Annotated in this window: 18 protein-coding genes and 3 pseudogenes; 6 read left to right on the top strand and 15 right to left on the bottom strand. The window is 37.3% G+C overall.

Annotated elements, in window-relative coordinates:
* Positions 1–4 precede the first annotated feature (4 nt).
* From RST01_RS14355 to RST01_RS14345, 3 genes are all read right to left on the bottom strand, one after another.
* Positions 5–211, bottom strand: coding sequence for a (4Fe-4S)-binding protein (locus tag RST01_RS14355; RefSeq protein ID WP_147197842.1), 207 nt, complete (start codon positions 209–211; stop codon positions 5–7).
* An 87-nt stretch (positions 212–298) separates the two neighbouring features.
* Positions 299–1,390: a low temperature requirement protein A gene (locus tag RST01_RS14350; protein ID WP_147197841.1), complete on the bottom strand. Its 1,092-nt coding sequence runs from the start codon at positions 1,388–1,390 to the stop codon at positions 299–301.
* Positions 1,391–1,408: 18 nt separating this feature from the next.
* Positions 1,409–2,062 (bottom strand): uridine kinase family protein, encoded by a 654-nt coding sequence (locus tag RST01_RS14345; RefSeq protein WP_147197935.1) that lies wholly within the window; start codon positions 2,060–2,062, stop codon positions 1,409–1,411.
* A gap of 165 nt (positions 2,063–2,227) precedes the next feature.
* Between RST01_RS14345 and RST01_RS16365 the strand changes: the two are divergent.
* A pseudogene (locus RST01_RS16365) lies at positions 2,228–2,414 on the top strand (site-specific integrase); the annotation flags it as partial.
* Positions 2,415–2,958: 544 nt separating this feature from the next.
* Here RST01_RS16365 and RST01_RS14335 read toward each other — a convergent pair.
* Complete coding sequence (locus RST01_RS14335; protein WP_147197838.1) at positions 2,959–3,366, bottom strand: Lrp/AsnC family transcriptional regulator; 408 nt, start codon at positions 3,364–3,366, stop codon at positions 2,959–2,961.
* Positions 3,367–3,499: 133 nt separating this feature from the next.
* Here RST01_RS14335 and RST01_RS14330 point away from each other — a divergent pair.
* The 3 genes and pseudogenes from RST01_RS14330 to RST01_RS14320 form a co-directional block, all read left to right on the top strand.
* Positions 3,500–4,264 (top strand): annotated as a pseudogene (locus tag RST01_RS14330) (MBL fold metallo-hydrolase).
* Positions 4,265–4,453: 189 nt separating this feature from the next.
* Positions 4,454–5,749, top strand: a complete 1,296-nt coding sequence (locus tag RST01_RS14325) for an MFS transporter (RefSeq protein ID WP_147197836.1) — start codon at positions 4,454–4,456, stop codon at positions 5,747–5,749.
* A gap of 209 nt (positions 5,750–5,958) precedes the next feature.
* A pseudogene (locus RST01_RS14320) lies at positions 5,959–6,147 on the top strand (tyrosine-type recombinase/integrase); the annotation flags it as partial.
* An 84-nt stretch (positions 6,148–6,231) separates the two neighbouring features.
* On the opposite strand, the gene groL reads toward RST01_RS14320, so the two are convergent.
* Complete coding sequence (gene groL, locus RST01_RS14315; protein ID WP_066790231.1) at positions 6,232–7,863, bottom strand: chaperonin GroEL; 1,632 nt, start codon at positions 7,861–7,863, stop codon at positions 6,232–6,234.
* Between the two features lie 51 nt (positions 7,864–7,914).
* Positions 7,915–8,199 carry a co-chaperone GroES gene (groES, locus tag RST01_RS14310; protein ID WP_066790234.1) on the bottom strand — a complete coding sequence of 95 codons (285 nt, stop codon included), beginning with the start codon at positions 8,197–8,199 and terminating at the stop codon, positions 7,915–7,917.
* A 190-nt stretch (positions 8,200–8,389) separates the two neighbouring features.
* Between groES and RST01_RS14305 the strand changes: the two genes are divergently transcribed.
* Entirely contained in the window at positions 8,390–9,106 is a 717-nt protein-coding gene (locus RST01_RS14305; RefSeq protein ID WP_244946732.1) for a CPBP family intramembrane glutamic endopeptidase, read from the top strand.
* A gap of 117 nt (positions 9,107–9,223) precedes the next feature.
* Here the strand turns inward: RST01_RS14305 and tatC are convergent, their stop codons facing one another.
* From tatC to RST01_RS14285, 4 genes are all read right to left on the bottom strand, one after another.
* A complete protein-coding gene (gene tatC, locus RST01_RS14300) occupies positions 9,224–9,979 on the bottom strand; it encodes a twin-arginine translocase subunit TatC (RefSeq protein ID WP_147197834.1) in 756 nt (251 codons plus the stop codon).
* Between the two features lie 17 nt (positions 9,980–9,996).
* Positions 9,997–10,188, bottom strand: a complete 192-nt coding sequence (locus RST01_RS14295; RefSeq protein ID WP_066790243.1) for a twin-arginine translocase TatA/TatE family subunit — start codon at positions 10,186–10,188, stop codon at positions 9,997–9,999.
* Positions 10,189–10,408: 220 nt separating this feature from the next.
* Positions 10,409–12,466 carry a catalase gene (locus tag RST01_RS14290; protein WP_147197832.1) on the bottom strand — a complete coding sequence of 686 codons (2,058 nt, stop codon included), beginning with the start codon at positions 12,464–12,466 and terminating at the stop codon, positions 10,409–10,411.
* 165 nt (positions 12,467–12,631) lie between these two features.
* The gene (locus tag RST01_RS14285; protein ID WP_147197830.1) at positions 12,632–13,267 is read right to left on the bottom strand and encodes a redox-sensing transcriptional repressor Rex; all 636 of its coding nucleotides are present in this window, start codon (positions 13,265–13,267) and stop codon (positions 12,632–12,634) included.
* A gap of 129 nt (positions 13,268–13,396) precedes the next feature.
* On the opposite strand from RST01_RS14285, the gene RST01_RS14280 reads away from it, so the two are divergent.
* Positions 13,397–15,334, top strand: a complete 1,938-nt coding sequence (locus RST01_RS14280) for an ABC transporter ATP-binding protein (protein ID WP_147197827.1) — start codon at positions 13,397–13,399, stop codon at positions 15,332–15,334.
* Between the two features lie 361 nt (positions 15,335–15,695).
* Here RST01_RS14280 and tsaD read toward each other — a convergent pair whose 3' ends face one another.
* The 5 genes from tsaD to RST01_RS14255 form a co-directional block, all read right to left on the bottom strand.
* Positions 15,696–16,715, bottom strand: coding sequence for a tRNA (adenosine(37)-N6)-threonylcarbamoyltransferase complex transferase subunit TsaD (gene tsaD / locus RST01_RS14275; protein ID WP_147197825.1), 1,020 nt, complete (start codon positions 16,713–16,715; stop codon positions 15,696–15,698).
* Positions 16,715–17,158 (bottom strand): ribosomal protein S18-alanine N-acetyltransferase, encoded by a 444-nt coding sequence (rimI, locus tag RST01_RS14270; protein WP_147197823.1) that lies wholly within the window; start codon positions 17,156–17,158, stop codon positions 16,715–16,717. The genes tsaD and rimI overlap by 1 nt, the downstream gene beginning before the upstream one ends.
* Positions 17,155–17,862, bottom strand: a complete 708-nt coding sequence (tsaB, locus tag RST01_RS14265) for a tRNA (adenosine(37)-N6)-threonylcarbamoyltransferase complex dimerization subunit type 1 TsaB (RefSeq protein WP_147197821.1) — start codon at positions 17,860–17,862, stop codon at positions 17,155–17,157. Before tsaB ends, rimI begins: the two co-directional genes overlap by 4 nt.
* Positions 17,859–18,311, bottom strand: coding sequence for a tRNA (adenosine(37)-N6)-threonylcarbamoyltransferase complex ATPase subunit type 1 TsaE (gene tsaE, locus RST01_RS14260; protein WP_147197819.1), 453 nt, complete (start codon positions 18,309–18,311; stop codon positions 17,859–17,861). Before tsaE ends, tsaB begins: the two co-directional genes overlap by 4 nt.
* Before the next feature lie 128 nt (positions 18,312–18,439).
* Complete coding sequence (locus tag RST01_RS14255) at positions 18,440–18,925, bottom strand: pyridoxamine 5'-phosphate oxidase family protein (protein ID WP_147197817.1); 486 nt, start codon at positions 18,923–18,925, stop codon at positions 18,440–18,442.
* Between the last annotated feature and the right edge of the window lie 155 nt (positions 18,926–19,080).

Below are 19,080 nucleotides of genomic sequence, written 5' to 3'. Positions count from 1 at the left end.
CACCTTAAATTTTATATTTTAGTGCACCGCTTGGACATCTATCAATTACCTCAACTACTTTTTCAGCATCTGCTTTATCAAGAGAAATCCAGGGTCTAGCATTCACATTAAAAACTTCCGGTAACCCTTTAACACATTCAGCCGCATGTTTACAAATTTCCCCGTCAAAAGAAACTGTAATTTTTTCGCCTTTATACTCTTTTAATCCCATTTTTATCACTCCTCATATTTTTTTAGATTCATAGTAAACTATAAATCTAATCTCTTTATGAAAATAAGAAATTACTTCCATAGTTAGTTAAAAAGTTGTTAACTTAGCATAGATAACAAAAAATACAATTAATTCTACCATAATTAAAATATTAGGTACTGTAATGATTAAATTAAGAATTAAAAATCCAACTAAAATCCCTAAAAATAAACCTAAATGATATATTTTTAATCGTTGTTCCTTATATCTATATTGATGAAAAACAAATGAAGTTGATAAAAAGTAGAGTAATACCGATCCAAAAACAAAAAATAAAATAAAATAATAATTAACCTCGTGCATAAATAATAATCTTATCGACGCTGCAATCATGCTTAAAGACATCAAAATGAATAGATGACCATATATAATCGTTTGACCTGCTGTTTTTATAGATTTATTCACTTTCTTTTCTAAATTATCGAAGTATTGCCACCACATTGATATGATTAAAACGAATGAAACTAAAGTAAATAATATGGAATTCCAATCACCTTGTTTTGGTTGAATTACAGCCAGTGTACTGACTAAAGTTTCGCCGAAGAGAATGATAGTAAATAAACCAAAGCGCTCAAATAAATGGGCTGTATTTGTAGGTACCATCACCAATCGTTTCCGCCCAATAATTGGTATTAAGATATCCAGAAATATACCTGTATACAATATAAGATACCTAATCCATGAGTCAAAAAAGAGGGAGCACAATGAAACAATAATACCAACCCAAAAGTACTTTCCAAAAAAGAGTGCAGCTTTCTTTCGAGTCCCTACCTCTGTCCGTTGTACAACAAGATATTGAATTGCGACTAATGCCCTTAGTCCAATATAGCCTACTAGAAAAGATCTATAATACGAATCGAAATCTACTGATAAACTAGCAATCATGATGAGTGCAAAGAACATTTGTAAAATCAAAAATATACGGTGATGAAATAAATCTTCCCCGTAGCGATTGGTAAACATCGTTTGTCCTACCCAAGCCCACCAGATGGGAATAAAAATCAGTACAAACTTTAATAGATAATCTGATTGTATGTATCCTTTTTCCACATGAATTAAAATATGAGTTACAGTAGCGATAGCTGCTACAATTAGCAAATCATAAAAAAGCTCTAACCAAGTGACCTTTTTTTCTTCCATTATACCAATCCTCCAAAACTAAATTAACTTAGTATCCAACATATTTTTCTCTATATAAATTGTTTCCATGGCAGCTTTAACAATAATGTCGTAATTTTTACTGTATGGATGCATAAACACTTCATACTGAATGCGTCGCTCATTGTGAGACTGCTTTAAATATTCGATATCCGTTCCTCTTTGCTCTATATCTCGACCGAACCGTCTCTCAAGTTCCGTATCACTATCTGTATAAAAATAAATTAGTAAATCAAATAGTTCAGGATTAGCAAAAGCAACACTCATCCCTTCTACAATGTTTACTTTCTTTTGTGAAGAGAGTATTTCACTTTTAAGATAATGTGTATCTATCGTACGTAAATTCATATCTTCTTTAAGCATCAATAGATCTCTTTCTAAGGAAGATACATGATGTGCTGCGGGATGGCACGCTGTCATTTTAAAATGATGTAATGTTTCTTTATGTATATAATCAATCATTGCATATTTTCGAATTGCTGAACTCACTATGTATGGATCCGTATTAAGATAGTTAACATCGCACTTTAACTCTTCCATTAACATATGCGCAAAAGTCGTCTTTCCAGCAGCACCATGACCAGAAATCCCAATTACCAACTTCTTATCCGAATTATGAATCCAACTTATGATTTCTTGAATTAATGTGTTCATCATTCACTCTCATTTCTAAAATTTTTTTATCATTTGCTAAAAAGCATTTGCATATTATAGAAGCGCCCCCCTTCCTTGTTCCACTAACCCATCGCGTTAAAAGCAATTCTTCAATCCTCATTTACACTCTAACATAAATATCCAATTTTGCTATAACACTTATTCATGAATTTTAAACTACCCCCACACTCTTTACGACACACCCATATATCACTTCTTGCAGAGGCTGGTGCAGCACTCGAACAAAATATGGATAGGCTTGCTTGGACATTCAGATGATCAAATTAAGAAAAACGGCTTCCTCCACGTAACAAAAGAAATGAAAAAAGAAGCTTCCCAAAAGTTTTCATAACTAATGAGAAGCCTCAATTAAATATTCTATATTAGCAGTTCACTTTCACCTTACATACAAACCCAATCATATCAAGGGTTCATACATAGGAACTTAGGCTAAAACTGCGACTTCAGTCGCAAAGCCTAAGCCACCACATCCTGTGGAAGTTACATCATGCCGCTCGTAAAAATGTGCATTAACATTAATAATGTGTGTGAAAAGAGCGATATATCAACGTTTGTAAAAATGTTGATTGTAATATCTTTAACGGAAATTTATTGTTTTTATTTGATTCCGTTAGCAAAATGTTAGCGGTTCTTATTTAACAAATTAATTAAGGATTGAATAGAACATTAATTTAAATAATTGTTATACAGTTTTCATATTAACTAATAATGAATATTTAATCCCTCTTTCTTTTAACTGAATAACAAATATCTCAGTTAGCAAATCCAATTCTTCAGAAACAAAATTTGGAATAAGAAAAAGAAATGCTACAGCTATCTCAGGTTTCCATAGTCAAAATGCGTTCATTCACAATCCCCACATGTTTATTAATGCATTATTTATTAATAACAATAGATAATTTATAATTTGCATACTTGTTTAACTCTAATAAAAATTGATTTAACGCTTCATTACTTGGAAACCTGCACTCCAAAAGGTAACAGCTATCTCCACTGATTTTATAATTATTGATGATATATTTCTCCTGTTTTTGGATAAATGAGAGATATGGAAGGTGGTGTGTTCCTTCTATATATATATTAATAAAGGTAAACATAAAGCACCCTAATTTTGCTTGATTTGCTTTAATACTATATCCCTCAATAACTCCATTCTCTTCTATTTTCTGTACTCTAGCTGCAGCTGCCGGCGCTGTTAAGTGTACTCTCTCTCCCAATTCTTTCATTGTAATTCGGCTATTGCTACTTAATTCTTCTATTATTTTTTTATCTGTTTGATCCAATTGAAAGTTAACTCCTTTCGAAAATAAAGTCAAAGAGTTAAAACACTTTATTTTGTCTATGTATTTGAATGTTGCTCATATTATACACTTTATTAGGTCAAACAAGACAAAACAAAGAAAGGGAGTTGTAAATATGAATATTACACAAATTCGAAATGCAACAATTGTTGTAGAATATGCAAATAAAAAGTTTTTAATAGATCCTATGTTAGCAGAGAAAGGTACGTACTCTACCTTCCCTGATACAATCAGACAAGATACATTCAATCCTTTGGTGAGCTTGCCAACATCAATTGATAACATTCTGGATGGACTTGATGCAGTAATTGTTACTCATCTACACCTAGATCACTTTGATGAAGTAGCAAAAAACGTATTGCCAAAAGAAATCAAAATGTTTGTTCAAAATGAGGCAGATGCAGAAGAAGTAAAAGCAAGTGGTTTCAAAAATGTAGAGGTACTACAACAAGACACTATTTTTGAAGGTATACAATTAGTAAAAACAAAAGGTGTACATGGTAGAGGCGAAGAGCTATAAAAAATAATAGGTGAAGTTTGTGGAGTTGTGTTCAAACACCGAAGTGTAAAAGTTTTATATGTAGCTGGCGACACAGTCTGGTATAAAGGTGTACAGGAAGAATTAGATACCCATATACCAGATATTATTATCGTCAATGGCGGAGATAATCAATTTATAGAATATGGTTCTCTTATTATGGGAAAAGAAGACGTCTATGAAGTACACAAGGCGGCTCCTAATGCTAAGGTTATTTCTGTTCATATGGAAGCAGTTAACCATTGGACACTATCTAGAGAAGAATTAAAAAACTTTAGTAAAGAAAAAGAATTTTCAAGTAACATTTTAGTACCAGAAGATGGTGAATCATACTCATTTTAATATTAATACCGACAATATTGTCTTGCTGACTGATATTTAAGAATTAAAAATAAGAAGGTCATAATTATCTACCAATTAATTGTGACCTTCTTCAAATATTAGTATTTCGAATATATGAAATAACATGCATAAAGGATGACAAATAAATTCGAAGAGTGATAAAGCTATTTCGTTTAGGAGGTAGAGTTCGTGGCAAAAAAACTTGAAAATACATCAACACATCAACCTCTATGGTTACAAGAATATATTGATTTTCCTGAAAAACAAAACCAACTGTATAAAAAAACACTAAAAACCTTGATTCTTTCTCAAATTTTTGGGGGAGCAGGACTTGGTGCTGGGATAACAGTAGGGGCGCTTCTTGCACAAGAAATGTTAGGTTCAGAAAATGCAGCCGGAATTCCTGTTGCCCTTTTTACTTTTGGATCTGCCTTAGCTGCCCTACTTATAGGAGCATCCTCACAACGTTTTGGTCGTAGAGCTGGACTTGCAGGTGGTTTCCTTATAGGTGGATTAGGTGCTATATGTGTTATAATTGCAGCTGCAATCAACAGCATTGCCCTTTTATTTGCTGGCCTCCTTATTTATGGAGCAGGTATGGCTTCTAATCTTCAAGCTCGGTATGCAGGGACAGACCTTGCAAATGAGAAACAACGAGCAACTGCTGCAAGTATGGCCTTAGTTTCTACTACTTTAGGAGCTGTAGTAGGCCCTAACTTAGTTAATACGATGGGAAAGTTTGCAGATTCAATTGGTGTTCCTACTTTAGCTGGTCCGTTTATCATGTCAGGAGCAGCTTTTATAATTGCTGGTTTAATACTCTTCATTTTTCTTCGTCCAGATCCGTTGTTGGTGGCTACAGCGATTGCGAATACTGAGAAAAAAGACGATAAAGTACCGTCTGGAGGAAGCCTAAAAAATCCTACTATAAACAAAAAAGGAATTGTAATAGGTGCTGTAATTATGATTTTAGCTCAACTAATCATGACAGCTATTATGACAATGACACCAGTTCATATGGGACATTACGGTCACGGTTTGAGCGAAGTGGGATTAGTAATAGGGTTCCATATTGCAGCGATGTATTTGCCTTCCCCATTGACTGGTTTATTAGTAGATAAGTTTGGTCGCACTACTATGGCTATTGCTTCAGGGGCTACACTCCTTGCAGCTGGATTGGTGGCAGCTTTTGCACCTGCAAACTCGTTATTAATGCTAATCCTTGCACTAGTATTACTAGGTGTAGGTTGGAACTTTGGTTTGCTAACGGGAACTGCTCTAATTATAGATTCAACACATCAATCTGTACGTGCAAAAACACAAGGTACATTCGATGTCTTTGTAGCACTATCAGGAGCAGCTGGTGGAGCATTGTCAGGAATGGTTGTCGCGCATTCTAGTTATACAATACTTTCAATTTCCGGAGCCGTTTTATCATTATTACTTATTCCTATAGTTGTTTGGTATTCACGAGTAAAAAGCTGAAGCTAGGGAGATGCAAATTTTATTCGATATGCTTTTAGTACTTGAAATCTTATATTTCCCATTATACTTACACCCCTAAATCTACAACTTTAAATAAAACCCTCTCAAACAATCTTAGTTATGAGAGGGTTTTATTAACTTATCCCCACTGAAGCATTGAAAATGTTCCGTTAGTTTACTCTTGAACTAAACAAACCCTTTTGTAAAAAAATCCTCTATTAACTTTACGACACACCCATACATCACTTCTTGCAGAAGCTGGTGTAGCACTCGAACAAATTATGGATAGACTTGGCCATTCAGATGATCAAATCACCAAGAATGTCTATCTCCATGTTACAAAAGAAATGAAAAAAGAAGCCTCCCAAAAGTTTTCACAACTCATGAGAAGCCTCTAAATTATCCTCTATGTTAGCAAAATGTTAGCAAATCACTTTCACCTTACATACAAACCCTTATATATCAAGGGATTGACGGCTTTATTACATCATGCCGCCCATGCCGCCCATATCAGGCATTGCAGGTGCTGCTCCAGCTGGTTCTGGAATGTCAGCTACTACTGCTTCTGTTGTTAAGAATAGAGCTGCCACAGATGCTGCATTTTGTAGTGCAGAACGTGTAACTTTAGTTGGGTCTACAATACCTGCATCGATCATGTTTACCCATTCGCCGTTTGCAGCGTTGAAGCCAGTGCCCACTTCTTCACGTTTTAAGCGGTCCACGATAATAGAACCTTCAAGGCCTGCATTGTCAGCGATTTGACGTACTGGTTCTTCAAGAGCACGCAATACGATTTTCACGCCTGTTGCCACGTCGCCTGCTTCTGCTTGGCCGATTTCAGCTACTTTGTTGTAGACACTTACTAGTGCTACACCACCACCTGCAACGATACCTTCTTCTACTGCTGCACGAGTAGAGTTAAGAGCATCTTCAATGCGAAGTTTGCGTTCTTTCAATTCTGTTTCAGTTGCTGCACCAACTTTGATGACAGCTACGCCGCCAGCAAGTTTAGCAAGGCGTTCTTGTAGTTTTTCTTTATCGAATTCAGAAGTAGATTCTTCGTATTGAGCACGAATTTGACCTACGCGAGCTTCGATTGCGTCAGTTGAACCTGAACCTTCTACGATTGTAGAGTGATCTTTTGTTACAACTACTTTGCCAGCATGGCCAAGCATTTCGATTGAAGCTTGTTTTAGGTCTAAACCGATATCTTCTGTAATTACTTGTCCGCCAGTTAAGATAGCGATATCTTCTAGCATTGCTTTACGGCGGTCACCGAAGCCAGGAGCTTTCACAGCCACTACATTGAATGTACCGCGAAGTTTGTTCAAGATTAAAGTAGTTAGAGCTTCACCTTCAACATCTTCAGCAATGATTAGTAATGGTTTGCTTTGTTGAACTACTTGTTCTAAAACTGGTAGCACATCTTGAATGCTTGAGATTTTTTTGTCTGTGATTAAGATGTATGGATTGTCTAATACTGCTTCCATTTTATCAGTATCTGTTACCATATAGTGTGATAGGTAGCCACGGTCAAATTGCATACCTTCTACAACATCTAATTCTGTTGTGAAACCTTTAGATTCTTCGATTGTGATAACGCCGTCGTTACCTACGCGTTCCATTGCTTCTGCGATTAATTCGCCCACTTCATCATCAGCTGAAGAAATAGCTGCTACTTGTGCAATAGCTTCTTTATTTTCAACTGGTTGAGAAATTGATTGTAATTCAGTAATAGCAGTAGCTACCGCTTTGTCGATCCCTTTGCGGATGCCGACTGGGTTTGCGCCAGCTGTTACGTTTTTCAAGCCCTCACGAATCATTGCTTGAGCTAAAACTGTAGCAGTAGTCGTACCGTCACCAGCGATTTCGTTTGTTTTTGAAGCTACTTCTGAAACCAATTTTGCACCCATGTTTTCATATGGATCTTCTAATTCGATTTCTTTAGCGATTGTTACACCGTCATTTGTGATTAATGGTGAACCAAATTTCTTTTCAAGCACGACATTGCGCCCTTTAGGTCCTAATGTTACTTTTACTGCGTTTGCAAGTTTATCTACACCTTTTAACATAGCGCTGCGTGCGTCTTCACTGAAACGAATATCTTTAGCCATTAAAAATTACCTCCTGAAATTTTATCTATTTTTCATTTACGTTTATTATTCTTATTCAACGATTGCTAAAACATCTGATTCGCGAAGAATTAAATAGTCTTTGCCTTCGTATTTTACTTCTGTGCCAGAGTATTTAGAGAAAATAATGTTGTCCCCACTCTTTACGTTAAGTGGAACCACTTGACCACCATCTGTTAAGAATCCAGTACCAACTGCAACAACTTTTCCTTCTTGAGGTTTCTCTTTTGCAGAGTCTGGGAGTACGATGCCGAATGCAGTTTTTTCTTCAACTTCGACAACTTCGATAATAATACGATCGCCTAATGGTTTTAACAATTGAAACAACCTCCTAGAATTATGTGTATATACTTAGCTTATTAGCACTCCTCACTATTGAGTGCTAACACAATTATTATATTAATGAATTCCCATTTCATTTGCAAGCGGTAAGCATTAAAAATTTTGTTTTTATTCTCAGTTAATTTACAATAAAGAAAACAGGCAGAAAACAGAAAGGAAATTGAGTTTGAAATCACACAAAACCGCGTTATATATTTTATTGATTTACCTTGCTATGCAGCTCTCTTCTGTCGTTTTCATGCGACCGTTTGCACTGTTCATGAAAAAAAGATATCCAACTATGGGGAAAGAAGAATTGGTCCTCACTATTAATGGGTGGTATATCGTCATAAGTTTTGCAGTAGCTCTTCTATTATCTCTTATTGTGATAGCCTTTAATCGAAACTTCTGGAAAATTTTCAAACAAAAACCCGAATCTATCCCTACATCTATTCTTTGGGGGGTTATTGGATTCTTCCTTGTATTTGTTGGCCAGTGGATCGGTGGGATCATCGAACACAGCTTAGGCATTACTCAGGCTTCTGAAAACACAGCAAACCTTACAACGATAGCAGATGCGGCACCTATTGCTATTTTGGCGCTAGCTATTATCGGTCCTATCCTAGAAGAGTTTGTTTTTCGGCGAGTTATATTTGGCTCACTTGTTCAAACGACGAACTTCTTTATTGCTGCGTTGATCAGCTCGCTTGTATTTGCTGTCATCCACTTTGACTTTAGCCACATTATTATCTATGCCATTTCTGGTTTTATATTCGCTTTTCTTTATTATCGTACAAGGCGTATTATTACGTCTATCATTGCCCATATGATGCTAAATGGATTTGTGACCGCTATTCAGCTCTATCAGGAACCCATCGTGAAGTTTTTAGAACAGCATCAGTAAGCTATACTCTCTATTTCTCCAACTATACACAAAACCCTTCTTTTATAAGAAGGGTTTTGTTTCATTTTCATAAAAAAACTGCAATCAAATAGTTTCGTTTGATTACAGTTCATTCTACTATTGTTGTTGCATTTCTATTTGTCTTTGCTGCTCTGCTCTAATATACTTTCGATAACCTACTCGAGAAATCATAATACTAATCTCGTACAAAATACATAGAGGAATAGATACGATAAAAAGCGACAGAACATCTGTTGGCGTAATGATATCTGCAACGACCAACAAGATGAAATAGGCATACTTCCTGAACTTGCTGAGCATTTGAGGCGTGATAATACCAAGCCGCGTTAAAAATAACACGACCATAGGTAACTCAAATACAATACCGAAAGGCAGCGTCAGCTGGAGTAAAAATTGGAAGTACTCATTAATGCCGATCGTTTGTTGAATATCCATTTCCGCAGACATCTCTGTCATGAAATGAATCATATAAGGGAATAAAACCTTGTATGAAAACATAACTCCGAGCACAAATAGGAAAACAATGTATGGGATATACCGTAATGTCGCTTTACGCTCTTTTGGAAACAATCCAGGCGTGATAAAGGCCCATAGTTGATATAAAATAACAGGCGATGTCATAACAATCGACAGTACAAAAATGACCTGGAAATAAATATTGACGGGATCCGTCACTTTAAATGAATGCAACTGCAAGGTCTTTGCTTCATTACTAAATTGCAAAAAGTGGATCAGTGGCTGTGCTAGAAAGAAACTACCAATCACTGCAACCACAAAGAAAACGGCAACAATCATCAGCCGTTTTCTTAATTCTTCTATATGTTCGACAATAGTTAGTTCTGTGTTATTCATTTACTAAACATCCTAACTTATTTATCTTCAATCTTTTTTGTTTCAGATACTTTATTCGGCTCATCATCATCAGCTAAACCTTTTGTAGCATGCTTAAATTCACGGAGAGTAGAACCCATTGCTTTACCAAGCTCTGGTAGTTTCTTCGGTCCGAAAATTAGTATGGCAACGACTCCTAAAATTACTGCAGTTCCAGCACTAATTCCCATTACAGACACCTCCTCATATACTTGCTCCTATTTTAACGTAAAAATAGGCTTTTGGCTATTCTATTCATGATTTTATTGTGAAATATTTACCTACAATTTCCCTACTCTACTTCGATTGAATATATTTGCTAAAAAGAGTCTTCTTTGCATACATAATAAAAAAACTGGCTAAATAGCTAGCCAGTAATTAAGTGAAACATATGCTATTTGCTCTTCTTACTTACGTTCTGCTCCAGAAACGTTGTTGCGTAATTGCATTCAAGAAATCTTGATTAAAGTTTGGATTATTAGCTGCAAACACTACGCCCTCTAAATTATTATTTTGCGATTGTTGGATGAATGACTGTCCGCTTGTGCCTACGCCGATAGGTTTATAATGCTTATACGCATTGTGTACGAAGTCAGAAACATCTTGCATAAACTTCGCTGGATATTTCGAAGTTCCCCCGACTACATAAAGAGCATCAACCAAATACGGGCTTCCTGTAATGAAGGTTTGGTTGACTTTGATTTGCGTTCCATCTGTTCCGGTCACATTTCCAAGTCTTTCGCTTATAATATCAATGAAGACCCCATTGCTCTCTAAGAAGTTAAGAACTTGCATCACCTCTTGACCATTAAACCCATCGCCAATGAGAACGCCTACCTTTTGCGTGTAAGGATATTTCGGTGTATTAGCCTGACTGAGGGAAGGATAGACGGTATCAACGGGCACATTGGTACCACTTGGCTGCCTTACACCGATATTATCCGCAATGATGCAAGCTAACTCTCTGTCTACATTTACGATTAAATCGACATTTTGCTCTCGAACAGATTCACTTTTTACTTTTCCTAGCTGAAAGCTAAATGCCTCAATAGTGTGTTGCTTTTCGATAGGCGTCAAGCTGTTCCAAAAGATTCGCACTTGTGAGAAGTAATCATTGAATGACTCACTTCTTCCCCGAATAACATGACCTTCCACTTTTGTCGGATAATGAACATAGCCTCCTTCTTCCGGTGACGATGTATGAGGTGTGTTGCCCATTAACGAGTTATTATGATAGTTTACTTCGTTTTCATCAATTCTCATTCTCATGGTACCTCTGCGCTGATTATTATGGAAAGGACAGAGCGGTTTATTTACAGGTAATTCGAGATAGTTGGCACTGCCAAGGCGATATTGCTGTGCATCTCTATAGGCTATTAATCTACCTTGTAAAACAGGATCATTTGAAAAGCCAATGCCCGGCACTACGTTTGCGGGGTTAAACGCGATTTGCTCACTTTCTGAAAAATAGTTGTCAATATTACGGTTGAGGGTCATCTTACCGATAAGTTGAACTGGTACAAGCTCTTCAGGCCAAAATTTTGCGGGATCCAATATATCAAAGTCAAACTTGAACTCATCCTCCATCGCGATTAATTGTACACCTAGTTCATACTCAGGAAACGCTCCCTTATCAATAGCTTCACGTAAATCTTTTCTATGGAAATCTGGATCAATACCGCCAATTTTCATAGCTTCATCTTGTAGAAGAGAGTGTACGCCTAGAACCGGCTTCCAAACAAACCTGACAAACGTTGCTACGCCTTTTTTGTTGACGAATAAATAAGTATTAATAGACCAAGACTCCATTACTCGGTAATTCTCTATGATGCCGCGGTCAGACATAATCCATGTTACCATGTGAAGTGCTTCTGGATTATTCGCTACATAATCCCAAAAGCGGTCATGTGCACCTGTAGCTGTTGGGATGTCGTCACTCTGCTTACTTTGATATGCATGCATGGCATCAGGGAATTTCATCGGATCTTGGTTAATCAATACAGGCATCGCAATGGTAGTCAAATCATAATTGCCCTGTTCTGTATAAAACTTAACGCCTAGGCAACGCAAGTCTCGTGCCGTATCATATGAACCTTTCGGGCCTTGGACAGTAGAAAAACGAACAGCTAAAGGCGTCTTTTTTCCGGGTTCTTGGAAAAGGCACGCCTCAGTCACGTGCTCCATCGATTGATAACATTCAAACTCCCCATAGGCTCCATAGCCCCTAGCATGCACGATTCGTTCAGGAATCTCTTCATGTACAAAATGCGACATTTTTTCAAGGAACCAATAGTCCTCGTGAAGAGAAGGACCACGGACCCCTGCTTTTAATGTTTCCGAGTCATTAGAAATTTTTCGCCCTTCCTGGGTTGTTAACGGTTTTCCTGCATTACTTTTACGATATTGATCTAATTGTTCTTGCTTCGCATCTTTTTTAACTGATTTTTTATTTTGCGAGTACTTATCCATATAATCACCTAACCTATCTTATAAATGACTAACGTTATAACCATATGCAATCATTTATCTCGATATACATTTCATTTAAGGTTTGGAAGCCACCTTTCAACAAAAAAAGTGGCGCACAAGTAAATAACTTGTGCGCCACTTTTATCTATTTGTATAGAAGTTAATCTATCTTTCGTCATTACGCATGAAATAGCTTAATGTCTGTAGTTCTACTGTCAAATCGATTGTATGTACACGTACATCATCAGGAACATGCAATGTGACAGGAGCGAAATTTAAGATGCCTTTTACCCCCATCGCGACAAGCCTATCGGCCATTTGCTGTGCAGAACGGGCGGGTATCGTTAAAACAGGCAACTCCGCTTTGTATTCTAAAAATTTTTCTTCTAATAATTCTGGCGGAAAAACAGGAATATCATTGATATACTTACCTTCTTTTGTTCCGCTTGTATCAAATGCTGCAACAATTTTCATATTATGGTTCTTTTGAAAATTATATTTTAACAAAGCACTGCCAAGATTCCCTACTCCTATAATGGCTACGTTCATACGTTCATCCTGATCTAATACACCGCGAAAGACCGTTAATAAATATTGGACTTCATAGCCGTACCCTTTTTTGCCGAGTGCTCCAAAATAGGAAAAATCACGGCGAATTGTTGCAGAGTCAATGTTCATCGCTTCACTTAATTCTTTGGAAGAGATTCTTTCTTGCCCATCCTCTGCAAACTTTAAGATAAAGCGGTAATAGAGAGGCAGTCTTTTGGTTGTAGCTTGTGGAATTTTACTTGTGGACTTCACGCTTTTTCCTCCTGCTAGCAAATCAAAATCCCTTCAATAGTACATGATAATTAGCTTTTTTGCAAAGTAATCCTCGTTGCATACCCTTTCGACTTCCTATAAACTAGGAGTGAACTGAGGTGTAAATATATGATCGTTTTACAGGTCAATCAATTATATAAATCTTATATGGGTGATGAAATTTTAAGCGGAGTTAAATTAGAAGTGCAGCATCGTGACCGCGTTGCCCTCGTTGGAAGAAATGGCGCGGGAAAATCCACCCTTTTAAAAATTATCGCAGGCAAACTTTCATATGATTCTGGCGAAATCATTAAACCAAAGGATATTCGGCTTGGCTATTTAGACCAACATGCCGGATTAGAATCGACCCTATCTATTTGGGAAGAAATGATGACGATTTTTGAACCGTTGAAAAAGCTGGAACAAACCATTCGTACACTAGAACTGAATATGGCTGATCCTGCGGTCTATGAAAATCCTGATCAATATGCAAAGGTCATGACAGAATATGATCAATTGCAGCATGATTTCAAAGAAAGAGGCGGCTATCAATATGAAGCTGATACACGTTCTATTCTGCACGGCATGCAGTTCTATCCTGACAGCTATGATCAAAAAATATCTGAGCTATCTGGAGGGCAGCGTACACGTCTCGCCCTTGCAAAACTATTATTAAGCAAGCCCGATCTGTTGATTTTGGACGAGCCAACCAACCATTTAGATATCGAGACACTAAACTGGCTCGAAACCTTCTTAAAGAGTTATGATGGAGCGATTTTAATTGTATCCCATGACCGTTATTTCCTCGATCAAATCGTTTCGATCGTTTATGAAGTATCACGCCACCATGTCAACAAATTTACTGGAAACTACAGTAATTACCTGGATCAAAAGGCAAAAAACTATGAACGTGACCGCAAGCTGTATGAAAAGCAACAAGGCGAAAAGGCAAAGCTAGAAGACTTTATACAAAAAAATATTGTACGAGCCTCTACAACAAAGCTCGCACAAAGCAGGCGCAAGATACTTGAAAAAACAGAGTGGATGGATTCTCCAGAAGGAGATGAAAAATCCGCTACTTTCTCATTTGAGATTGAACGCCAAAGCGGCAATGATGTGTTGCAGGTGAATGACTTAACAATAGGCTACGAAGGAATTCCTGTCTCTCAAAATATCCAGCTGCATGTTTATCGTACAGATCGGATCTCTTTAGTCGGCCCGAATGGTGTGGGAAAATCGACATTATTAAAGACACTTATAAAAGATGAATCACCGCTTTCTGGAACAATCCATTTCGGCACAAATGTTCAGATCGGCTACTATGATCAGGAACTCGCAAAGCTAGATAGCAATAAATCGATATTAAAAGAACTATGGGATGAATGGCCTTTAATGAATGAAAAGGACATTCGGACAGTTTTAGGACGCTTCCTCTTCTCAGGTGAAGATGTAGATAAAATTGTTCGTGATTTATCAGGTGGCGAAAAGGCAAGGCTTGCTTTGGCAAAATTAATTCTCCAAAAGGCAAACTTCCTCATTCTTGATGAACCGACTAACCACCTTGATTTGGACAGCAAAGAGGTATTGGAAAATGCATTGGTGGATTACCCTGGCACATTGCTTTTTGTTTCGCATGACCGTTATTTTATCAATCGTATCTCTACTAAAGTAGTTGAACTTTCGCATGATGGGACAACTGAATATCTTGGCGACTACGACTATTACGTTGAAAAGAAGCATGAGCTTGAAGAAATAGCTGCCGAAAAACAGGCTGCAATACAAAAGCCAATCGAAATAGTCGATCAAAAACAAAAAACAACGCAAATTGATAAAGAAGCGAAGAAAAAGATTCGAAAAATAACCAGGCGTATAGAAGAGATTGAACAACAGCTAAGTACGCTAAACCAGCAAATAGAAGACATTGAGAAGATGCTTTGTGACCCTGAAATCTTCCAGAACCATGAAAAAGTACTGGAATTGCAAACTCAATTAGATGATTTGAAAGAGCAGCATGAAGTATTCGAATTAGAATGGCTTGAATTAAATGAAGACCTTGAGATGCTGTGAATAACTATTAGTTATAAAAAGGAGCTGTCGAATGATTGATCATTTGATAGCTCCTTTTGTCGTAACAACACATATATTGTCTATATATTGGTCAATAGCTAATTTTCCATCTATGTTTTTCCACAAATTTATTCACATAAGCAATCCTTATTTTTCAATGGTTCAAAATAGTTTTCCACATTATCCACAGATTTTACTCTAGTTATACACATAAAAATGTGTATAAACTGCTACTATATCTAGTTATTACACATTTAATCCACAAACTGTCCACAATTTGTGGATTATTTTAGAATTTTCACACTTTTTATTACAAAAAGGACTTTCACTTTTACATGAAAGTCCTTTTCTGTGTATAACTTTACTTATTCCATGACAACAACTCTAATCCAGGTCGGCCATTTAACGCTAAATCGCTTCTTTTACCCGCTTTAAACATAGAAGTCCCTGCAGCTGCTATCATAGCAGCGTTATCTGTGCATAACTTTAACGGTGGCACATAAAAAGGTATACCCTCTTTGTTAAAGGTTGCAGTTAGTGCATCTCTTAAGCCTTTATTGGCTGATACACCACCAGCTGCTATCACTTGTTTCACATTGTATTGCCGAGCAGCTCTTAAGGTTTTGGCTGTTAATACTTCCACTACACTATCTTGGAACCCTTTTGCCACATGCATTGGATTAATAGCCTCTCCTCGTTGGTCTGCGTTATGTTTATAATTAATAACAGCAGATTTTAACCCACTAAAGCTAAAGTCATATGAATCTGGCTCAAGCCATACGCGTGGAAAATCAACTTCACCATCGCTTTCATGTGCCAATCGATCAATCTGCGGACCGCCTGGATACGGAATGTTCAATACCCTTGCCACTTTATCATAAGCTTCGCCTGCTGCGTCATCACGCGTCTCACCAATTAATTCAAAATTGCCGTCTTCCTTCATCAACACCAATTCAGTATGGCCTCCGGAAACGACTAGAGCTAATAGTGGAAATTCCATAGGCTGTACTAGTGCATTGGCATAAATATGACCTGCAATATGATGTACGCCAATAAGGGGTAAACCATGTGCAAAGGAAAATGCTTTTGCCGCATTGATGCCAATTAATAAAGCGCCTACTAAGCCAGGACCTTCTGTCACACAGACAGCATTTAAATCAGCAGGTTGTATATTCGCCTGCTTTAACGCTTCTTCAATAACGACAGTAATTTGTTCGACGTGATGCCTAGAAGCGATTTCTGGCACGACGCCTCCAAAGCGTTTGTGGCTTTCAATTTGCGATGCTACCACATTTGAGACAATCTCAGTTCCATTCTTCACTACAGATGCGGCTGTTTCGTCACAGCTGCTTTCAATTCCTAATATATATATATTTTCCATTATAAATTCACCCACATCACAAGAGCATCCTCTTGATTATCAGTATAGTACCCTTTTCTTATACCGCCTGCTTGAAACCCAAGTTTTCGGTACAAGTTTTGAGCAACCGTATTGGAAACCCTCACTTCAAGGCTCATGATGACAACGCCTCTTTCTTTCGCTGTCATTATCGCTTCACGCATAAGTCCTTCTCCAATACCTCTGCCTCGACCTTCCGGAAGGACCGCAACATTTGTAATTTGGCTTTCATCAAGTACAATCCACATACCACAAAAGCCTATAAGCTGCCCTGTCTCTTCTACAGCAACAATATATGTGGCTTGTGTATTACGAGTCATTTCTTGATAAAAAGCCTCTACTGTCCACGGTGTAGGAAAAGAGGCTTCCTCTATCGCATGGACTGCTTCTACATCTTCAACTGTCATCTCTCTATAAGTAATCATCGTTTTTGTTCCTTCTGTTCTTTCAACCAATTGGCTTCTGCTTCTACCAATCGGCAATAAGTTGGCACAAAATTATGTGTGTCTTCCACTGCCGGCAATTCTACCTGCTCCGCTAGGTAAATGAGCTGTCCTGCACTAGGTAAATCAAACGTATATGGAGCTCGCGTAGCAAGCTCTCCTAATTGTTGTTTAATCTGTTGCCAGAAAACATCTACATCTTGCCCGACAAAAAGGACAGGTTGACCTATTTCTTTTAATTTCTCTAAAAGAGAAGCCATGCTATAATGACCATCATCAATAACCGATTCTAATTGATGAGCGGAATTATATACACCGCCATACACATTTTCACGCCTTGCATCAATGACCGAGCACACAAGGCCTTGATATATACCAGCATTTGCGGCTAATACTTTTAAGCTGGATACACCAGCCAACGGAATTTGAAGCGTCCATGCTAATGTTTTAGCTACGGTTACGCCAATCCTGACCCCCGTATAAGAGCCGGGCCCTTGGCTAACCGCAATCGCATCTATATCACTTGGTGAAAGGCCTGCTTTTTTGATAATATCTTCAATAGCCGGCATAACACTAGCTGAATGATTTACTTTCATATTTCTAGTTTCTGCCGCTACAATTTTTCCATCCTTCACAATAGCTACTGCCAAGGGTGAATTTGCTGTATCTATTCCTAACCAAATCACTTTTTTAACTCCTCGCACAATAGTTCATACCGTTTCCCAAAAGGTATTAATATAAACTTTCTTTTATTATCGTCAATCCGCTTAATCTCAATGGCTAAACGATCAGCAGGTAAATCTGATTCTATTAGATGAGCCCATTCAATGATCGAAACGGCATCACCATAGAATAATTCATCATATCCTAAATCTTCTTCGCCGTCCGCAAGCCGATATACGTCAAGATGATTAAGAGGTAATCTACCTTCATATTGTTTCATAATCGTAAATGTAGGGCTGTTAACTGTTCGCGTAATGCCTAAACCCTTGGCGATACCTTGCGTAAAGGTTGTTTTCCCTGCACCTAAATCTCCCTCTAAAGTGAGTACATCACCTGATTCTAATAAATCGGCCAATTTCATAGCCAACTCTGTGGTCTCTTCTAAAGAAGCAACCATGATTTCCATCGTCATAAGACTCGTCCTCTCACATTCTCATTACTCCTAGTTTACCTAAATCTCCTGAAATGTTCAAACTGCCACATTTTCATGCTATATAAAAAACTATCTTCAATTAAAAAATTGAAGATAGTTTTTAAATATTAATCGAGCTCAATCGTATTATTCATTTTGTTGGTGTCATCATCATTACCTCTCATCTTCTTATAAAGATGAACCATGCTTTTCATCATATTGCCTGTTTCCCAATACTCTGCTGACTCTGCCTCCACTTTGATTAAAATCAAATTAGGATCGTCATAGCTCGTATTTAAAAGCTTTTCATAAGCTGCACTCCATAATTCCTTTTTCTTGTTTACATCATCTACGATTGTGGCTTTACCTCGTACAGAGACATAGTATTTACCAGCATAAGATACATTTACGTCTGCTTCTTTTTTAATTTCATCATACTTTTCGGTTTCCTTTTTCGTGAAGAACCATAAATCCCCATCAAACTCAACTTCTTGAGTCTTCATCGGACGAGATACTAATCCGTCTTGTGAAATTGTTGTCAGCATAGCTGTTTCTACATCTTTAATGAGCTCTCTTACTTTTTCAACTTCATTTGCATCATAATTGTTATTCATTAACTTCACCCCATTTTTTAGTTACTTTAGTTTACCCTGTTTTTCTGAAGGCTAATCAATGAATGAGTCTCGTTAATTTTATATAAATGCTATAGAAAAGAATATAAAAAAACACAGCTGAAAAATCAGCTGTGCTTGGTTGCGAAGCGACGTCC

Source organism: Rummeliibacillus stabekisii, assembly GCF_007988965.1.
GTDB classification, from domain to species: domain Bacteria; phylum Bacillota; class Bacilli; order Bacillales_A; family Planococcaceae; genus Rummeliibacillus; species Rummeliibacillus stabekisii.
The sequence above is the reverse complement of the archived record's forward strand: the minus strand, read 5'-3'. Positions and strand labels throughout refer to the sequence as shown.

What these genes read in the sequence shown, in the direction of transcription:
- RST01_RS14355 (WP_147197842.1), bottom strand. Translation starts at nt 211, where the DNA reads ATGGGATTAAAAGAGTATAAAGGCGAAAAAATTACAGTTTCTTTTGAC.
- RST01_RS14350 (WP_147197841.1), bottom strand. Translation starts at nt 1,390, where the DNA reads ATGGAAGAAAAAAAGGTCACTTGGTTAGAGCTTTTTTATGATTTGCTA.
- RST01_RS14345 (WP_147197935.1), bottom strand. Translation starts at nt 2,062, where the DNA reads ATGAACACATTAATTCAAGAAATCATAAGTTGGATTCATAATTCGGAT.
- groL (WP_066790231.1), bottom strand. Translation starts at nt 7,863, where the DNA reads ATGGCTAAAGATATTCGTTTCAGTGAAGACGCACGCAGCGCTATGTTA.
- tatC (WP_147197834.1), bottom strand. Translation starts at nt 9,979, where the DNA reads ATGAATAACACAGAACTAACTATTGTCGAACATATAGAAGAATTAAGA.
- RST01_RS14295 (WP_066790243.1), bottom strand. Translation starts at nt 10,188, where the DNA reads ATGGGAATTAGTGCTGGAACTGCAGTAATTTTAGGAGTCGTTGCCATA.
- RST01_RS14290 (WP_147197832.1), bottom strand. Translation starts at nt 12,466, where the DNA reads ATGGATAAGTACTCGCAAAATAAAAAATCAGTTAAAAAAGATGCGAAG.
- RST01_RS14280 (WP_147197827.1), top strand. Translation starts at nt 13,397, where the DNA reads ATGATCGTTTTACAGGTCAATCAATTATATAAATCTTATATGGGTGAT.
- tsaD (WP_147197825.1), bottom strand. Translation starts at nt 16,715, where the DNA reads ATGGAAAATATATATATATTAGGAATTGAAAGCAGCTGTGACGAAACA.
- rimI (WP_147197823.1), bottom strand. Translation starts at nt 17,158, where the DNA reads ATGATTACTTATAGAGAGATGACAGTTGAAGATGTAGAAGCAGTCCAT.
- tsaE (WP_147197819.1), bottom strand. Translation starts at nt 18,311, where the DNA reads ATGACGATGGAAATCATGGTTGCTTCTTTAGAAGAGACCACAGAGTTG.
- RST01_RS14255 (WP_147197817.1), bottom strand. Translation starts at nt 18,925, where the DNA reads ATGAATAACAATTATGATGCAAATGAAGTTGAAAAAGTAAGAGAGCTC.